This is a genomic window from Salinivirga sp., from assembly GCF_035268865.1.
Lineage (GTDB): Bacteria > Bacteroidota > Bacteroidia > Bacteroidales > Salinivirgaceae > Salinivirga.
On record NZ_DATFKB010000154.1, the window covers coordinates 1 to 17906 of the forward strand.

General features: G+C 40.6%; 13 protein-coding genes. 6 read left to right on the top strand and 7 right to left on the bottom strand.

The genetic code is table 11. The annotated features are described in order from the left end of the window. Positions 1–151 precede the first annotated feature (151 nt). Positions 152–1447: an ATP-grasp domain-containing protein gene (locus VJ937_RS09100; RefSeq protein WP_324066585.1), complete on the top strand. Its 1296-nt coding sequence runs from the start codon at positions 152–154 to the stop codon at positions 1445–1447. A gap of 31 nt (positions 1448–1478) precedes the next feature. Here the strand turns inward: VJ937_RS09100 and VJ937_RS09105 are convergent, their stop codons facing one another. The 3 genes from VJ937_RS09105 to VJ937_RS09115 are packed head-to-tail and all read right to left on the bottom strand — an operon-like array spanning position 1479 to position 5507. Continuing rightward, positions 1479–3140 (bottom strand): Na/Pi cotransporter family protein, encoded by a 1662-nt coding sequence (locus VJ937_RS09105; protein WP_324066586.1) that lies wholly within the window; start codon positions 3138–3140, stop codon positions 1479–1481. 37 nt (positions 3141–3177) lie between these two features. After that, the gene (locus tag VJ937_RS09110; RefSeq protein WP_324066587.1) at positions 3178–4290 is read right to left on the bottom strand and encodes a glycosyltransferase family 4 protein; all 1113 of its coding nucleotides are present in this window, start codon (positions 4288–4290) and stop codon (positions 3178–3180) included. Further along, complete coding sequence (locus tag VJ937_RS09115; protein WP_324066588.1) at positions 4287–5507, bottom strand: glycosyltransferase; 1221 nt, start codon at positions 5505–5507, stop codon at positions 4287–4289. The genes VJ937_RS09110 and VJ937_RS09115 overlap by 4 nt, the downstream gene beginning before the upstream one ends. A 258-nt stretch (positions 5508–5765) precedes the next feature. Between VJ937_RS09115 and VJ937_RS09120 the strand changes: the two genes are divergently transcribed. The 5 genes from VJ937_RS09120 to VJ937_RS09140 all read left to right on the top strand — a co-directional run bounded on the left by VJ937_RS09120 (position 5766) and on the right by VJ937_RS09140 (position 13340). Then, complete coding sequence (locus tag VJ937_RS09120) at positions 5766–7136, top strand: hypothetical protein (protein ID WP_324066589.1); 1371 nt, start codon at positions 5766–5768, stop codon at positions 7134–7136. 33 nt (positions 7137–7169) lie between these two features. Beyond that, positions 7170–8432, top strand: a complete 1263-nt coding sequence (locus tag VJ937_RS09125; protein WP_324066590.1) for an aminopeptidase P N-terminal domain-containing protein — start codon at positions 7170–7172, stop codon at positions 8430–8432. A gap of 71 nt (positions 8433–8503) precedes the next feature. Next, entirely contained in the window at positions 8504–10012 is a 1509-nt protein-coding gene (amrB, locus tag VJ937_RS09130) for an AmmeMemoRadiSam system protein B (RefSeq protein ID WP_324066591.1), read from the top strand. Then, on the top strand, positions 10005–11228 hold the full coding sequence (gene amrS / locus VJ937_RS09135; protein WP_324066592.1) for an AmmeMemoRadiSam system radical SAM enzyme: 1224 nt from the start codon (positions 10005–10007) through the stop codon (positions 11226–11228). The genes amrB and amrS overlap by 8 nt, the downstream gene beginning before the upstream one ends. Then, entirely contained in the window at positions 11229–13340 is a 2112-nt protein-coding gene (locus VJ937_RS09140) for a hypothetical protein (protein ID WP_324066593.1), read from the top strand. Here VJ937_RS09140 and VJ937_RS09145 read toward each other — a convergent pair. From VJ937_RS09145 to VJ937_RS09160, 4 genes are all read right to left on the bottom strand, one after another. Next, positions 13337–14476 (bottom strand): C1 family peptidase, encoded by a 1140-nt coding sequence (locus tag VJ937_RS09145; RefSeq protein WP_324066594.1) that lies wholly within the window; start codon positions 14474–14476, stop codon positions 13337–13339. The two genes, VJ937_RS09140 and VJ937_RS09145, sit on opposite strands and share 4 nt — an antisense overlap. Positions 14477–14631: 155 nt before the next feature. After that, on the bottom strand, positions 14632–15018 hold the full coding sequence (locus VJ937_RS09150; RefSeq protein WP_324066595.1) for a response regulator: 387 nt from the start codon (positions 15016–15018) through the stop codon (positions 14632–14634). 120 nt (positions 15019–15138) lie between these two features. Next, a complete protein-coding gene (gene pdxA, locus VJ937_RS09155; protein ID WP_324066596.1) occupies positions 15139–16242 on the bottom strand; it encodes a 4-hydroxythreonine-4-phosphate dehydrogenase PdxA in 1104 nt (367 codons plus the stop codon). Positions 16243–16291: 49 nt separating this feature from the next. After that, complete coding sequence (locus tag VJ937_RS09160) at positions 16292–17731, bottom strand: leucyl aminopeptidase family protein (protein ID WP_324066597.1); 1440 nt, start codon at positions 17729–17731, stop codon at positions 16292–16294. Positions 17732–17906: the final 175 nt, after the last annotated feature.

A 17906-nucleotide genomic window follows, 5' to 3' on the forward strand; every position in this document is an offset into this window, starting at 1 on the left:
GCAAAAACAATCACACGAACCGTGTTAACAAGTACGCGTACCCATTTTATCATTCGTGCCACCCTTGATGCATACCATGGCGATGTACGAGTGTTCAGCAAATCATGGGATGAACAAATTAAACGTGATTTATTATAAAAAACTTATAAATATGGAAAAGAAACAAATATTTATCGTAGGTCTTGATGATTTTAACCTGAAAAAACTGCAAAATCTGCCCGAGGCAGAATATTGCGATTTTCATGCTGCGCTGCACATTTCCGAAATGCGCAATGTAGAACAGTATGATATGGAAAATTTGATCAATTTGTGTTTTGATCGGATTGATAAACATGGAAAAATAGATGCCGTAGCCAGCTATTACGACTTCCCCGGCACCATGTTGGTTCCCATTATTGCTGAAAAATATAACCTGCCGGGGCCATCGCTGGAAGCAATGACCAAATGTGAAAATAAATACTGGAGCCGGCTCGAACAAAGCAAAGTAATTCCGGAACATATCCCCCAGTTTAAAGCTTTTGATCCATTCGATGACAATGCATTTGAGAAAGTTGGCATGATTACACCATATTGGGTGAAACCCATTAAGTCGTTCCGGTCATTTTTGGCATATCAGATTAATGGTGAGGCACAGTTTAAAGAAAACATGGAGGAAATAAAAAAACACATCGACTTTATGGCCGAGCCATTTAACTATTTAATGAAACAATACAACATGCCTGAAGAGTTTGCTAATATGGAAGAACGCATGATAGCTGAGAGTCCGATTACAGGCCATCAATGCACTGTGGAAGGATATGTGAACAATGGCAATGTGGTTGTTTATGGTATTGTGGACAGTATCAGGGAGGGCGACCGTTCTTCATTTGGCCGCTATGAGTATCCATCGTCACTACCACAGGAAATTCAGTTCCGCATGGCCGACGTAACCCGCCGTGTAGTAAACCAACTTGGTCTCGACCATTCACCTTTTAATATTGAGTATTTTTACAATCCCACAGCCGATGAAGTTTACTTTTTGGAGATTAACCCGCGTATTTCGCAGGCGCACACTGATATATTTGAAAAGATTCACGGTATTTCGCACCACTCCATCATGCTGAATCTGGCTTTGGGACAAAAACCCAAAACATTGGGAAATAATGGGGAATTCAATAAGGCAGCCAACTTTATGCTGCGTACGTTCGAACCCGGAACAATTAAAAAAGTACCCACTGAATCGGAGATTAAAATCCTGAAAAAATTCATCCCTTCATTGGAGGTAAAAGTACAGGTAAAAGAAGGTATTCATCTTAAAGATTTGCAGGGGCAGGACAGTTATAGTTTTGAGCTGGCCAACATTTTTATTGGCGGCAGAGATCAAAATGAGCTGGTAGAGCGCTACAACAAATGTATGGATGGCCTTACATTTGAAATCGACTACGATGAAGCCGTACAGCTTTATTAAGCAAAATATTTACTGATTTTACAAAAGGATTTCATTTACCTTTAATGGAATCCTTTTCTATTGCACCAATAGCACGCCGTGCAATTCGGCGCGCCAGGCTGTGTAGTCGCCTTGCCACTTCTAACAATTCTACTTCAAAACGAATTATAGAAACACGATGTTCCTCAGAATCAGCCAATCTGGAATACACATGCCGGTGTACTTTTGCGTGGTCCTCTGCAAACTGATCTTTGCTTTCCGTTACTGACTCTGCTTTTGGCTTGTCTTTTTCCTGAAAAGCCGTTATTGCATCAGCCAGGTAGGCATTGGCCTGTTCATATAAATCAAGCAACATTTTGTGCGTCTCCTCACTCACTTCAAAACCAAGCTTCAGTCGATGCTCTGCAGCTTCTACCACACTGGTGGTATAAAGGTCTCCAGCATTTTCAATGATGTTGGCAATATCTGTCTGGCGTCGCACACGTTCCATTTCATGCTCTGACAATTCTTTCTGTTGAATTTGACTGATATAACTCAAAATACGTTCGTGCCACGAATCCAGTATGTCGTCTCTTTTTCGTAAATCATCGAGGTCGGAGCGTGTTCCGCGAATGGCCAGGGGAATGCTATCGCTTGCAATATGGACAAGATCCTGCCCCATCTCTTTCAGGGTTTTTTCAACCATATCGAGGGCCAGGTTAGCGTGTTTTAAATAGTAGTCGTCGAGCAAAGGTACAGTACGATCGGCAGGAGCTTTGTCGGGTAAAATCCTCTTGATCAGATGAGCTACAGATTTTGTAAAACCAATAAACAACAGGGCATTGCCAATATTAAAGATAGTGTGGGCATTGGCAATTTGACGTCCAACATCATTTTTCGAAATATCTGCAACCAGCTCACTTAATTGCGGTATTAAAAAAGCAAAAATAATGGCGCCCAATGAATTGAACAACACATGTGCAAGTGCAACCTGCACGGCAGGCCTTGGTTTACCAATTGCAGCGAGCAAAGCTGTGACACAGGTTCCAATATTGGCGCCAATTATCATGGCCACGCCGGTTTCGATATTTAACAATCCTTGCGAGGCGAGTACAATTACTACACCTGTGGTAGCCGATGAGCTTTGCACAAGGGCTGTAAAAAAAGCTCCGAATAAAATCCCATATACAGGGAGTGCGGTGTTTTTCATCACTTCCATAAAGGGCTCATAACTGCGGAGTGGCATAGTAGCCCGGGTCATTAAGTTCATTCCAAGAAAAACCAGGCCCAATCCCAATAAAATATATCCGTAATTTTTAAGCCGGCGAAACTTAGTAATGGTAGTCAACACATAACCCACAGCCACAATCAGCAATGCCGATTCGGTTACTTTAAATGCAATAATTTGCGCTGTGATAGTGGTCCCAATATTGGCACCTAAAATTATGCCCAGGGTTTTGGAGAACTCCATAAGACCGGCCGACACAAAACCAACAACCAGGACGGTAGTAATTGAAGAAGATTGAATTACAGCAGTTATACCAGCTCCTGCGGTAAGTGAGGTCCAGCGGTTGCGGGTCATTTTGGCCAAAAAGTTGGTAAGTCTGTTACCCGCAGCAGCCTTCAAACCATTGGTCATTTGTACCATACCATATAAAAATAGCGCAAGACCGCCAGCCAGCCCTAATGCTACCTCCCACCAGTTAATTTGAACAATGGTTTCTTGTGTTTCCATAAAAAACCCGTTTAAAAAAATTACATGTATTTTAAAGTTAATCTATCCCGGCCGTTGCTTTTCCTGTTACCACAATAGCATCAAACAAGCGCAAGTATTTTTCCTTATTGGCATCAATGGAATAGCGATTCTTGATGGTTGCCCGCCCGGCTGCTCCTATCTCTTTCCGTAAAACAGCATTGTCGATGAGTTGTTTGAGCGTTTGTTCCCACTCCTGATCGTTCGCTGCTAAATAACCGTTCACACCATGCTCAATAATTTCCGTATTCACTCCCACGGGCGACATCACCGCAGGAATACCAACCGACATGTATTGCAGGCCTTTAAAACCGCACTTCCCCCTTGACCATTCATCATCGGGTAACGGCATAACCCCAATGTCGATTTCGTTTAGTCGCGCTACCTCATCATGTGCCGACCAGGGCACATTTTCAACTTCAATGCGCTCATCATCGATGCCTGCGTCGGCAATCACACGAATTCTCAATTGACCGTTATAAGCCTTCTGGAGCTTTTCCAATACCGGAATGAGCAACCGAAAATGTTTCAGAGTGGTACTGCTGCCAGTCCAGCCAATGCGCACATAATTTTGCTCAGATTTTTTTTCCTGTGGTTGGTGGTATGATGTATCAATGGTGGTTGGAATAATTTCCACGTTGTCGTTAAATTGTTTTGCATAATTGGCCAAATACTGGTTTCCAGCAATAACCAAAGTCGAAAAAGCACAAATCTCGCCTGTTTTCTCAGGTCTTTTAAGCCATTTCAATTCTTTATTGGCATCTGAAACATCATTGAGCCAAATGGCATCGTCAAAATCAAAGATTATGGGTACGCCTTTTTGTTTTATTTTTCGCTCAAAGCGGGTCCGGCCAAGCATAAAAGCTTCGCGATAAATAAAAACAGCATTGTATTGCTTTACCCTGGCCACATGGCGCGACCGCCGTAAATAAGATTTAATAACTATAAATAATTTCAGCAAATAATTGCGTCTTTTATAAAAATTCCGGTCATCCCAGGCTGTAAGTAAGTTGGCATAATCAATTTCATAGCCGTTGGCCTGCAAATGCGGAATAAAATGTTCACAACGAAAACGCTGACCGGGTGAACGGTTCATTCGATGCGGAACAATATATAAAATGCGCTTTTTCAAAGTTCTGAATAAATTTCATGGTATTTTTCAATACCATCGGTTAATGAAAAATATTGACGGGCAACTTTAACAAGCTGATCCTGGTTTATTGCAGGGCCATTAAAGTATGTGTTTAATGTTTGCCTGTAAGCGCTTTCAGTAAAATCATGCACCAATAAATCCGGAAAATGTTGCTTATAAATCAAATCCACATCGCCTACACCAGCATTGGCAATCGCTGGAATACCCATACCCAGAATTTCAGCCAACTTGGTTGGAGATGATGCCTGCTTGGAAAAAACCGGCTTGATGAAAAACACAGATAAGTCTGACAATGAAAGCAATGCAGGTACATCATGGCGCGTCACACCGTGGCAAACAATCTGTTGATTATCAATGTTTTTATGAGCGGCCTCTGATTTAATTTTTTCTGCTTCATTGGGTGTAATAAAAAGCATTTTGGCCTTAGGTTTAAACTCCAGTAATACTTTAAAAAAATCGAGCATCTCAGACAGCATGTACCATGAACCTATCGAGCCCAGGTAAGAAAGCACAAAGTGGTTTTTCAACGACAATGCTTCCCTAAAAGAAGCTTTTTTCGATGCATCAATGTTTTCAGGAGAAAAATGATCAAAATCGGCACAACATGGAATTACAGAAACCTCATCGGGCTCCAGCTTCACAAAAGGCCATTGCTGAATAATATTTTTACCTGCTTGTGTGAGACTCACAACAGCATCGGCAGTTTTAAACAAACTTCGCTCTTTATTTTTAAAATACTTATAAACCAGATTAAAAATCGGATTCTTTCTGTTCCATATACCTCCTTCAGCCCGCTCATCGGGCCAAAAACCCCGCATATCAAATAATAATTTCACTCCAAATTTGCTTTGTAAAACCTGTCCGGCCATTGCAGGCAAATACCCCCGGGCGTGTGCCACATCAAATGCCTTTTCGCGATGCAGCCTTACAGCAAATTTTTTCATTGTATGAAAATCTTTCAGCGACGATAAAACAGGTGGTGTGGATGTATAACTTTGCGGGGTCCATTCAATATTAAAATCATCGCAAATTGCTTCTATATGCTTACTTTGTGCTGCGTACCGATTGGTTTTTTCAAAAGAGAGCAGGGTTATTTTATGACCTTTTTTCGAGAGCCCCCAAAGGTACGGAAGTACCTGCGACTGCCCTAGTGGATCGGTCATTCCATCGTATGATATGTATAATACTTTTTTCAATACGGATATAAATCAGTGGCCATCTTTTAGCATGCACAAAAAACGCAACCAAAATACAAAAAGACGGCCATTGGAGCAAAAAGAGGTGCAAAGAAGTCAAAATTAAAAAGAAAAACAGGTAAACAAACGTATAATTTAGTTTATGCAACCTACAATTGCTTAAAGTACGGTTTTAGCACATCTAATTGATCATTTTCAATCCGAAAGTTTTATCTTCGCAATACTTACCCTGAAATAAAATAAAAGAGACGATTGGAAATGGAATATTTCAGCATTTGGGATTTCTTTCTGGTACCTGCCTATATTCTTTTGGCCTGGGTAATTTCTGCCAGAATTGCCCAAAAGCGTCGCGAAAAGCTTCCACACTATCGCTTCTATCACTGGGGACTTTTATACAAAATTGGGGGTGCACTTGCCCTATGTGCCATTTATCTTTTTTATTACGGCGGAGGCGATACAACAGGTTATTTCAGAAGCGCACTCGTGCTACGGAACCTACTTTTTGAAGATCCGGGCACGTATTTGAGTATTCTGTCAAATAACCTCACTCCCGAGAACTTTAGTGCGTTTACAAACGAAACCGGATACCCGATATATTACCGGGATCCGAACTCATTCACGGTGGTAAGATTCACTTCAGTGCTCATGCTTTTCACTACGGGTAGCTTCCTGCAGGTATCCATCCTCACTGCAATCATCACTTACAGCGGGGTATGGAGGCTTTACCTCATGTTTGTTGAAATGTATCCGAAAAACGACACCTTGCTTGCCGTTGCAGCCCTGTTCATTCCTTCGGTAGCATTTTGGGGAAGCGGAGTATTAAAAGATTCTTACACAATGGCCGCAGCCGGGTGGTTCATCTTTGCTTTTTATAAAATATTCTTTCAGCGAAGGCGCATATTGCTCTATGGTATTGCCATCGTAGTGAGTGTTTACGTGTTGGTTTCAATTAAGGCATACATATTTTTTGCGCTGCTGGGCGGAATAATGATTTGGGTTGCCTTCTATTTCCTTAACAAACTCAAAAGCGGGTTTTTCAGATTATTTGTTTTACCCATACTCGCCCTGATGTTTTGGGGCCTCGGGCAATACATAATTTTCAATATTGGGGAATACGTGGGCTCTTACTATACCTCTATGGATGCGCTGCTGCAAAAAGCCATTATCACACAGGACGACCTTACGAGGGCATATTATGGCGGCAATTCCTTTGACCTGGGAGAACTTCAACCAAACATACAGAGTATTTTGTCAAAAGCCCCCAAAGCAACTATTGCAGGCCTGTTCAGACCATTCATTTTTGAAGCACAAAACCCGGTAATGTTTATCTCCGGCCTGGAAAACACGGCTTTACTGCTCTTACTTTTCTGGGTGATATTTAAAACTGGACTGAGGCGTTTTATTGGCATAATGTTCGAAAAACCCGTGATACTTTTTGCTTTTGGCTTCACCATACTATTTGCTTTCTCGGTAGGACTTACAACCGCAAATTTTGGTGCACTTGTACGTTATAAAATTCCACTGCTCCCATATTATGTTGGTGCTTTATTCATCATTTATCACATTGCCAAAAAAAGAAAAGAGCAAGACAACGGGGAAGAAATTAGTGAATCCACTGAACATGTTTAACTCTATATAAGTTTCAGCAAAAAACCTTACTAAATGCGACACCAGGAACTGCCATATCAATTTTTCACACGTAACAGAAAAAACCTTCAAAAGGAGCTTGATCCAAACACACTTGTAATTGTATTCTCCAACCCCGTATCTATCCGCAACGGAGACCAGCAATACGTTTACCGGCAAGCTTCAGACATGTTTTACTTCACTGGCATCACACAACCCGAAACTGTGCTTGTAATGTACACCACAGGGGGAAACTGGCATGAGATTCTGTTCATCAACCGCCCCGACTCCAAAACAGCAATTTGGGATGGGTATCAGCTCAACACCTCCGATGCTGCTGATAATTCTGGCATAACAGATGTAAGATATACCGACACAATGAAGCAAACACTGGAAAAGCTGGCCAAAAAGAACAAAAAAATTGCTTCAACCTATCCTGCACACCATCAAGTTGCTGTAAAATGGACAGAATACCTGATGGAACGTAATAAAAAAATCAACCAAACAAGCCTGCAACCAATCATTTCAAAGCTACGTGTAATTAAATCGCCTGAAGAAATAGCCCTGATTAAAAAAGCAATTGACATTACAAGAAAAGCTTTCGAAAATCTGGTTCCAAAGATTCAATCAGGTGCAATGGAATACGAGATCGAAGCTGAAATGATACGCACTTTTATTGCGAATGGCTCAGATGGGCATGCGTTTGACCCCATAGTCGCATCAGGCCCAAGTGCATGTATACTACACTATATCAACAACAACCGAAAAATGAAGAATAAGGAGTTGTTGCTACTGGATTTTGGTGCTGAGTTTAACGGATATGCAGCAGATATGAGTCGCACATTACCTATTGGGGGGCAATTTACCACCCGGCAAAAAGAGGTTTACCAAACCGTGCTTGATGCACAAAAAGAGGCCATAAAGCTCATTCGACCCGGCATCAGCATAAAAGATATAAATGAGCAAGTACGGCAATACCTGGAAAAAAAGATGGTTGAACTTAACCTTTTTACTGAACAGGACATCGAACAACAAAACCCCAAAAAACCGCTGAGCCGCAAATATTTCATGCATGGAACAAGCCATTTTATGGGTATTGACGTACATGATGTAGGCGACACGAAAGAAAAGCTGCAACCCGGCATGGTACTAACGTGTGAACCGGGGCTTTACATTAAAGAAGAGGCGCTGGGTGTACGCATTGAAAACGACATACTGGTTACTGAAAACGGCAACGAAGACCTCATGGCCCATATTCCCCGCGAAACAGAAGATATTGAAAAAATGCTCCGCAAATAATAAAAAATTAAAATTGGCAAAATCTATTTTTTTATTTATCTTTTTAAGGGTCAACAAAATAGGGTATGTCAATGAACAAAAGCAAACTATTCGTTTTCGTAATACTGATGTTGCTCTTTATTGGATGCCGGTCGCAGGACCAGCCAAAACAAAACATCAGAAAAGCTGCTGTAGCAGGTCAGTTCTATCATAAAAACCCGGCTGAACTGAAAAATCAACTAAAAGAGTTTTTTTCAGAAGCTGAAACTAAACGCCCAGGTACAACGCGAGCAGTAATCGTTCCTCATGCCGGATATGTTTTCTCAGGCCAGGTTGCTGCATCGGCATTCAACCAGATAAAACCAAATCGAAAAATAAAAAACGTATTTCTTTTAGGTTCTGCCCATCGTGTGTGGGTAAACAAGGCATCGGTATTTGGTGGTGAAGCATATGAAACACCTTTGGGACAAGTACGGGTAAACACCGAAATTGTACATAAACTACTCGAAAATTCTGCGTTCAGTTATAACCAAAAGGCACATAAAAACGAGCATAGCCTCGAGGTAGAATTGCCCTTTCTGCAACATCACCTCAAAAACGACTTTAAAATTATCCCTATACTTGTTAACACACAAGACCAAAGGGAAATTCAGTCCATTGCCAAAGCACTAAAACCATATTACACTCAAAATAACCTTTTCGTAATAAGCACTGATTTTTCGCATTATCCTTCTGACAAAAATGCTTGCAAAACAGACAGCCTTACAGCAGAAGCCCTGGCATCAGGCAATCCTGAAAAACTACTCATGCAGATTGAAAAAAACAACAGGAAAGGTGTCTCCAATTTAAAAACAAGTATGTGTGGATTAAGTGCCATGTTGGTTTTTCTCGATATAATTGAAGATCAGGGCCATGCAATTGAAAAAATTGAGTATCGTAACTCATCGGACAGCCAATACGGCGATAGAAACAGGGTAGTCGGTTACTGGGCCATGCGTGTGGCCCCAAAACAGACAACCAAAGCCAAAGAGGCCAGTTTCTCGCTCAAGGCAACAGAAAAAAACTACTTACTCAAATTAGCAAGAAACACCATAGACCAATATTTAAAAACAAAACGAATTCCTGCCATACCTGAAAACGATCTAACTCCCAATTTAAAAACAAAAACAGGTTGCTTCGTCACCTTGCATAAAAACGGCAGGCTCCGCGGATGTATCGGTAATTTTTCGGGGACACTCCCACTGGCAGAAGGTGTACAGGAGATGGCTGTGGCAGCAGCTACCGAAGATCCACGTTTCAATAAGTTAAGGCCTGAAGAATTGAAATCGATAAAGATTGAGATTTCAGTACTTACCCCACTTAAGCCCATTGATAACCTCAAAGATTTTGAATTGGGTAAGCATGGCATTTACATCCAAAAAGGTATGCATTCGGGAACTTACCTGCCACAGGTTGCAGATGGTAAAAACTGGACAAAGGAGGAGTTTGTAAGCCACTGCTCAAAACATAAAGCCGGATTGGGCAAAGATGGTTGGAAGAAAGCCAAATTGTATACATATGAAGCGTTAATCTTTTCAGAAAAATCTCATAGCAATGAATAAATACCAGAAACTAATCGTCATCACAGCACTCACTGTTTCTATTGTGGCCATTGCTGTACAAATAATCTTTTATCAACCCCAGCAAGCACCAGAAAAAATCGCCGTAAAAGAGAATTTCACCCCTCCCTGCATGAAGGCCGGTATTGCCAGCTTACCTCAAAGTAAAATTACGCGGCAGTTGGTGGAATCGCATAACCTTTCCATGAAAGAATCTTACTATTACGATAAAATTCCTGAAACCGGCGAGGTGATATGCCGGCTTTGTCCCCACAAATGCATTTTGCGTGAAGGCGAACTCGGCGATTGCAGAGTGCGGGCAAATGTAGAAGGCAAATTACGTACACTAGTCTACGCCCGTCCGATAACCATGCACCTCGACCCAATTGAGAAAAAGCCTTTTTTTCACTTCCTGCCTACAAAAAAAACCCTCTCAATAGCCACAGCAGGCTGCAACCTGCGCTGCAGAAATTGCCAAAACTGGCAAATCAGCCAGCTATCACCATTCGAAATGGAAAATGTAGAAGTAAGGTCACCTAAAACGATAGTAAACCTTGCCAGTAAATACAATGCCAAAATAATTTCGTACACCTACAACGACCCCATTGTATTCTTTGAATACATGCTGGAGACAGCCAAATTAGCGCATAAAAATGGCATTAAAAACACGATGGTTACGGCAGGTTTTATCAATGAAGAACCAATGGAGGAACTGGCTCAATATATCGACGGTGCGACGGTAGACATAAAAGGTATGACGAATGAATTTTACGACCGGTTCAACACAGGAGAACTCGACCCGGTATTAGATGCAATTAAGGTAATGAAAAAAGAGGGCGTATGGCTCGAAATCAGTTACCTGGTAATACCGGGAGAAAATGACACTAACGAAGATTTCGACAAATTTGCCCGCTGGGTGAAAAACAACACAGGAAAAGGAACACCAGTACATTTTCTACGTTTTTTCCCACACTACCAAATGAAATCGAAACCAGCAACACCGGTACCAACGCTCAAACGCGCGCGTAAACGGGCAATAAATGCCGGATTGGAATACGTTTACATCGGCAATGTGCGCGACCCGGAAACAGAAGACACCTTTTGCCCGCATTGCCAGAAAAAAATTATCGACCGCAACGGATATCAAATGCAGGCACTGCATGTAAAAGACGGAAAGTGCGAGTTTTGCAACAAACCCATAAACGGAATCTGGAAATAAATGGACCTAAAGCTAAAAAATGGCTATTTGTTCTTTTTGGTCAGTTTTATTGCCTTATTGACCCAGGTTATTTACCTGCGTCAGGTACTTATGCTGTTTGAGCAATCAGAATATATTATCAGCATTTTCCTGTTTCTGTGGTTAGGGGCAAATGGATTGGGCGTGCTGCTTGGTAGCAGGCAAAGTTTTTCAATAACCCGGTTATACGCCCTGGTTCAATTATACAGTGTTTTTGCAATAATATTTTATTATGTAATAATTCTTGCCAGACCTGAGCTATTAGGTATCACTACCTCCATGAATTTAATGCGCGGAATTATCTACACTGCAGTTTCTATAATTTTTATAAGCGGCTTTAACGGATGGTTGTTTGCCCAATTTGCCAAACCGACAAAAACAGGGCAAAAAGTATTGGATCTATACAAAACAGAAACACTTGCCTTTATTCTTGCTGGTTTATTTTCAACTATTGTTTACCTCTATTACCCGGCATTCTTAATTCTTGCAGGGGCAGCTGTAGCGACACAACTATTATTATTAAAACAACAAAAGAAATGGTGGAGTTACCTGGCAATAGCTCTGGTTCTGATATTGATACTTTTTAAACCTACAATTGAAGCACAAAGCTTAAAAACGTTGTTTGCCGGGTACAGTTACGTGGAATCAAAGTCGACTTCAGAAGGCGAATTAACGCTATTGACTTCTAAGGAGGGCTCAGATACTTTACTGCTCTTTCAGGGATCACCAGCCATAAAAGCAAATCCGCCTGCTGCTGCTGAAGAGGCAACCCTTCCCGCTCTTGCGCAAGCTCATGAAAACCCTTCCATTTTAATAGCAGGCAGCGATATTGTGCCAATACTAACCGGACTATCTCAGGTGAGGTATAAACATATCCACATACTCACGGAAGACCTGAAATACTTTAAAATACTTCAAACACATCTCCCTGCTCACATTAAAAAAATTATACAAAAGCCTAATGTCCGGGTTGTCCACAAAACACTGCAAAACCACCTGAAAAACAGAACAGGTAAATATGATTTAATATACATTAATGAACCCCGACCTGCATTGATGCAAAATGCGCTGGTGTATTTTCCACAAAATATAAAAATGCTGCATGAAGGATTGAATACCGGTGGTTGCCTGAGTCTTTTATTCCAGTCAGAGGCAGCCTATTCGGGACGAATAAACAAAAACCTGAAAGGCAGTGTATTTAAAACAACCAAACACACCTTCCGGCATACGGAAGTACTTGGCTTGAACAATTTTACGATAATATTGGCATCAGATAAGCCGCTTTCAACCGATTTAATAGATATGCAACAAAATCTGGCAAAATACGGCATTCAGCCAACGTATTTCAACAGTTTTCATGTGGGCAACAGGTTGCGGAATCAGAAAAACATCGGGATAGATAAAATTTCCGAATACGAAACCACACTGTCATTTGACAAACCGCTGGTTTACCTGGCCGGGTTACTTCAAATGTTCCAGAAATACTCGGTAAATATCACAACCCGGATTATGGCAATTGGTGAAAAAATATATCGCAATCTCCGCATTTGGCAATTGATTGCACTAATAACGCTTATATCGGCTTTTACTTTTTTTTCTTATCGCAACCCCGGTTATGCTGTTGTTTTCCATGGAGGTTTTACGGGCATAGCTGCACAAACGATGTTTATTTATTTCTACCAACTCCATTTTGGTCACATCTATTTACTCATTGGCTTATTAATAGCCATGTTTATGGTGGGTTTGCTTGGTGGGCTAATGCTCAAAAGTACTGATCAAAAAAAACATCTCGCAGTTGCGGCACTAATTTCAATAATTGTCCTGTTACTTCTGCTTACATTAGCAGGATCCAGGGTCGCTGTTTTTACAGGCATTTTACTATCTGGTTTTTATACAGGTCTTCTTTTTAATAAAATAAACCATCACAAAAACATTCCCGGCTTACACCTCTATGTAAACGATTTACTAGGTGCAATGGCCGGGAATATTTTAGTTCCTGTACTAATAATTCCGTTGCTTGGATTTTATTTACCAGTTTTCCTGATATTAGGAATGGGAATCATCAGTCACTTTTTATTATATCAGCGATTTTAGAAATCGAGTTTCTTGCGCAATTTTTTTGGCACAGCATCTTTGTGCACCATTATAGCAATAGTTTTGGCTTTAACAAACGGAAGCGACATATGTAATTTTCCCTGGAAATCATTAGAATTATGATTCCATGAATTTTTTATGATATAATGTGGATTTCCTTCCCTGTCTTCTGAAGTACCGATCAAATGCATCAAGTGGTCATCTGTAGATTCCTGCGACATAAATGTAGCTTCGCGTAAATCTGTGGTCACCTCTTTTTCCGGCGCAATATCGTTCAAATAAGACTCCTCCTTAAACGCATCCTCTGTCGGCAAAACAGCAAAACCTTTCCCATGATTAAAACCATGCTCGCTCACATCGCCATCCCAACAAACGGTATAACCCTCTGCTATGGCATAATCAATGGTTTCAATAAGTTCCTCCAGCTTTACATTGTAATAATGATCAAAAGACCAATTGTCCGGAATATCCAGATTAACTGATGTATAGTAAGGGTAGAATTCATAGGAAGTTAACTCCACATAATCATCAGGGTTTACAGCTAAAGATTTTTGAAATTCCTTACTTGTCACTTCTTTTCCATTCCATTCAAAATTTTCAGGTAAAATACCGAAATAAACATCCATTACAGCTCTAAAGGCGTCGATCCACAAAGGCATTTTATTTCGTTGTTGTGCAAGTTTATCAAGCATTCCGTGCATCATGGCTACAACTTCAGAATGATTATGTTCGGTTCCCTCGTATGCTATTCCCGTGTAGGCCTTTTCGGGCACCATCCCTTCTTCACGAATAACATTCATCACATCATGCGCCTGTCCGCCCTGTGAGAAATTGGTTTGACCATGACGCATAATATAGCGTTGAGCTTTATCTAAATATGCATGATAGACAAAAAACATTTCACTTAAATCCACAGAATCTTTTCCCATACGCATAATTTCTGATTCGAGAAAAGAGGTTGTGGCAAAACTCCAACAAGTACCTGCCCTGCCCTGATCTTTTGCCATGGTATGTGGCAGCTCTTTTACAATATTAAAACCATAGGCAGTGGTATTTTCGGTTTCCTGAGCATTGGAATAGGACAAAAAACCTACGATAAAAACCATAATTAAAATGGCTGATAAATGTGCTTTCATTTTGTAGAATATTGAGTTTATTATTTTGCATTGAAAGTAATATAAAGCTAATTTCTATGCCAATCTAATTTTATAATTACAGGATATTGTTCATTTACGAACAAAAAAAGGCTGTTCAAAAAGTTTTGGACAGCCTCTATGACAGTTTTTGTATATTATGCTACGGGACTAAAATATTTGTTAATGGTAGCATACATTTTATTAATATTGATTGGCTTTACAATATATTCATCACAACCAGACTCAAGCCCCTTTTCACGACCGCCTTCGATAGCATGAGCTGTTTGGGCTATAATTGGCAAATCGCTGCGAATTGACTTAATCGCCCTTGAAGCTTCAAATCCATCCATGCCCGGCATTTGAATATCCATTAATACGAGGTCTACCTCATCATGTTTTTTACAGAAATCAACAGCCTCCCTGCCATCCATTACACGCATAATATTGGCTCCTGTGTCCTGAAGTATTTTTTCAAGGAAACGGTAATTCACATCTACATCTTCAGCTATTAGTATATTTTTCTCTGACCAGTTATACTCCATTTCAGGACTTTTTTTTGCAATTACGCGCTTTTTTTCGAAAAATGCTATTTTTTTTCACTGTGGTGCACTCATCTACAGAAAGATAAAACAGATCTTTAGTCCACTTCAAATTATATCTGATTATTCCGCTACATTATCAGATTCAAGATCTGAGATATCAACGTCACCGGGGCCTGCATCAAAACTTTGTTTTTCTAATGGATTGGCCGATGCCTCCTCATAAATCCATCGGTTACGGGAGATATCGGAGGCTAAATAAATAGCATTCCTTAAGGAAGCCGGGTTACCCAAATCTTTCCCGACAATATCAAAGGCAGTGCCGTGGCCTGGCGAAGTTCTGACTACCGACAAACCTGCTGTATAATTTACACCTTCTCCCTGCGAAATAACCTTAAACGGTATTAAACCCTGATCATGATACATGGCGAGCACGGCATCATATTGATTATACCCGCCGGATCCGAAGAAACCATCTGAAGGAAATGGCCCAACTGCCATAATACCCTCCTGCCTTGCTTTTTCAATTGCAGGTTGAATGATGTCGCGGTCTTCAGTACCGATAATTCCGTTATCGCCGGCATGCGGATTAAGTCCAAGCACAGCTATTTTACCTTTACTTAGCGCAAAATCTTTTAATAAACTTTCGTGCAAAACTTTGATTTTACTATACACCAGGTCTTTGGTCAATGTTTCCGGGGCATCTTTTAAAGGGATATGGCCGGTAACTACGCCTACTCTGAGTTCATTAAAAACCATAAGCATCAAAACATCTTCGCTATTGAACTGCTTTTGAAGATATTCGGTATGCCCAGGAAACGAGAAGCCTGCCTGTTGAATGTTCTCTTTACAAATAGGAGCAGTCACCATGGCATCAATCAGCCCATTGGTCATATCATGCACCATACGGTCAAGGGCAAGTACGGAGCACTCTCCGGCCATTTTGGTAGATTTTCCAAGCTCCACACGCACATTATCATCAAGCACATTTATTAAATTGGCTCGTTTGGGGTTAGCATCCTCAGCTTTACGGATCGCATTGAAACTAAAATTTTCAATATCCAGTGCTTTTCTATGGTAGGCTGCAACTTTTGGCGAACCATACAAAATAGGAGTGCATGAATCATTTAGTCTGTTATCTTGTAAAGCTTTTATAATTATTTCGTAACTAATTCCGTTAATATCTCCGTGGGAGATACCCACTTTTATTTTATCGTCTTTCCTCATTGTATTTTTGATTTGTCATTCGTGGCAATATCACCTGCAAATAAAAGGATTATTTTGTAAGCGCCTTTACAAAGTCAAATAATAATCTAACGCCCACACCGCTGGAACCAAATTTATGGTAGTGTAGCGCCTTATGTACAAAAGCCACTCCGGCAATATCCAGATGTATAAACGGGTGGTTTGTAAAGTGCTCAAGAAACTTGCCTGCTGTAATGGCTCCGGCACTTTCGCCGCCCACATTTTTCAGATCTGCGATGTCAGATTTTAACATTGTGGCGTAATCATCCCAAAATGGAAATTTTACAATACGCTCATAGGTACGCATTCCAGATTCCTCCAGCTGATTGAAATATTTGTTTTTGGCATTTCCCATGGCTGCAATTCCGTAAGGCCCTATTGCTCTTGATGCTGAACCAGTAAGAGTAGCAACAGAAAGCACAAATTCAGGTTCAAATTTATCAACATAGCTCAGGGCATCTGCCATGATGAGCCGGCCCTCTGCATCGGTATTCATTACTTCGACAGACTTACCATTGTGCATAGTAATGATATCTCCCGGAGAATAAGCTTTAGAATTGATACGGTTATCGGTAGCAGGAATTAGGGCTATGGCATGAATTGGCATTTTACTGCGAGCTATGGTATACATTAACCCTGCTACGGTGGCACCACCAGCCATGTCTGATTTCATATAATCCATACTTTTGGCTGTTGGTTTTATGCTTAATCCGCCTGAGTCATAAACCACACCTTTACCAACAAAGGCCAATGGTTTTTTATTTTTGGCTTTGGGATGTTTCCATTCTAGCTTAATGAGCACCGGAGGCTCTTCGCTTCCCTGATTTACGGCGAGAATTCCACCCATATTCATTTTTTGCAGGTCTTCTTTTCGGTAAAGCTCTACATTTAAACCAGAAACATGTGCAGCGCGGGTAATTTCATCGGCAAACCGGGTTGCCGTAAGCGTGGATGCCGGCTCATTTACCAAATCGCGTGTCATAGCAACTGCTTGCATTACGATCTCAAGTTCCTCTATGTCATCCTCCTTGAAATGCTTATTAAAAATATTCAGCCGTTTTAATGGTTTTGTTGGATTGGTATTTTTTTTATATTTATCGAAGCTATAAGAAGCCATTAACAAGCCTTCCACCAGCGCGGCTGTAGTTTCTTTACGCCCTGAATAATCAATAAGCGTTAAAAAATCGAGTTCATTTTCATGTACTTTGTCTGCAAGTTTTGCACCTGTACGCCTGATAGACTCAAGTTCATCTGTACACTGATCATCGCAACCCGTAATCACGATAAAATTCCAGTGGTAAAAATAATTCAATGGTATGAGTCGGGTGTTTTGTGCTATGCGGTGTTGGATATAATCAATTTCACGATCAGAAAAAATGCTCTTATCCAGCTTATCAAAAGAATCTACTAAAAAAACACTGTTTACTAATTGCGGTTTCTCTTTTACAAGATTGAATATAATATTGTCCATAATAACCCTTTTAGATATCTGGTAAAGGTACAAAAAACATATAAAATTCTTAAATTCTCAGGAGATAACTATTTTTGTAACCATATTGATTATGATACTAAAAACGGTATTTTGAAGCACACTAAAATTCACCATATTTACGAGAAAGTTGCACATGGTGTAACGATATCCAGGA